At 71.9% G+C, this 1,390-nt stretch carries 1 protein-coding gene and 1 pseudogene; both read left to right on the top strand.

The annotated features are described in order from the left end of the window. On the top strand, window positions 1-1,150 hold a 1,150-nt coding region (locus G6017_RS14955; RefSeq protein WP_182618064.1), incomplete at its 5' end, for an acyl-CoA dehydrogenase family protein. A gap of 44 nt (window positions 1,151-1,194) precedes the next feature. Next, window positions 1,195-1,390: pseudogene (locus tag G6017_RS14950) on the top strand (hypothetical protein); the annotation flags it as partial.

Here is a 1,390-nt window from a genome sequence, read left to right as displayed (position 1 = left end):
CGGGTCGGCCCGCTGGCGGCGCTCGCTGGCCGAGCTCACCCTGGCCGGCACGCGCCGACACCTCGAGATCGACCTGTCGGAGGTCGAGGGTCTCGACGCCAGGCGTGAGGAGATCAGGACCCTCGTGGCGAAGGTCGCCGCGGTGTCCGGTGACGAGCGCAAGCGGGCCCTGGCCGACACGGGCCTGTTCATGCCGCACCTGCCCGAGCCGTGGGGACTGGGCGCCTCGCCCGCCGAGCAGCTCCTCATCGACGAGGAGCTCGAGGCAGCGGGCGTGAGCCGCCACAACATCACCATCGGCGGGTGGGCCGTGCCGACCATCCTGCAGGCCGCGCCCGAGCACGCCGACCGGCTGGTCCGCGGCACCATGGCCGGCGAGATCAAGTGGTGTCAGCTGTTCTCCGAGCCCGGCGCCGGCTCCGATCTCGCCGCGCTGCGCGCGACCGCCGAGAAGGTCGACGGCGGGTGGAGGATCAACGGCCAGAAGGTGTGGACGTCCCTGGCGCGCGAGGCCGACTGGGCCATGTGCCTGGCCCGCACCGATCCCGACGCCCCCAAGCACAAGGGCATCACCTACTTCCTCGTGGACATGAAGTCCGAGGGCATCCGGACCAGGCCGCTGCGCGAGATCACCGGCGAGGCCCTGTTCAACGAGGTCTACCTCGAGGACCTGTTCGTCCCCGACGAGTTCCAGGTCGGCCAGGTGAACGACGGCTGGAAGATCGCCCGCACGACCCTGGCCAACGAGCGAGTGGCCATGGGCGGCGGTTCCTCGCTCGGCGACGCCGCCGAGGAGATCGTCGGCCTCATCCGCGCGGCGGGGGCGGAGGACGACGCCCTGGTGCTGGACGAGCTCGGCAAGCACGTGGCCGACGGTGTGGTGGGGAGTCTGCTCGACCTGCGCACCGCCCTGCGGACCCTCTCCGGCTCCGGCCCGGGCGCCGAGTCGTCCGTCCGCAAGATCGTGGGCGTGCGCCACCGTCAGGACATCGCCGAGTTCGGACTCGAGCTCACCGGCACCGGCGGGGTCGAGTTCACCGAGCAGGGGCGCAAGTTCCTCATGGTGCGCTGCCTGTCCATCGCCGGCGGCACGGAGCAGGTGCTGCTCAACGTGGTCGGGGAACGCATCCTCGGCCTGCCCAGGGACTGATCGAACCCGTGCCCGACCCTCTCCCGACTAAGGACTGATCTGACGTGGACTTCACCCGTACCGAGACCCAGGTCGCCGTCGCCGAGGCCGTGGCCGGGGCGCTCACCACGGCCGCCCCGGCCGATGAGCTGCTCACCGCCCTGCCCAGTCGCGGTGTCGCCGACGCCGGATACGACGAGCGACTGTGGTCGGCGTTCGCCGGATCGGGCCTGCTCTCGCTGGGCCTGCCCGCGGCGCTCG

Origin of the sequence: Dietzia sp. B44, assembly GCF_014145245.1 — a bacterium.
Taxonomy (GTDB): domain Bacteria; phylum Actinomycetota; class Actinomycetes; order Mycobacteriales; family Mycobacteriaceae; genus Dietzia; species Dietzia natronolimnaea.
Note: the sequence above shows the minus strand (reverse complement) of the source record. Positions and strands in the feature narration are given on the sequence as shown.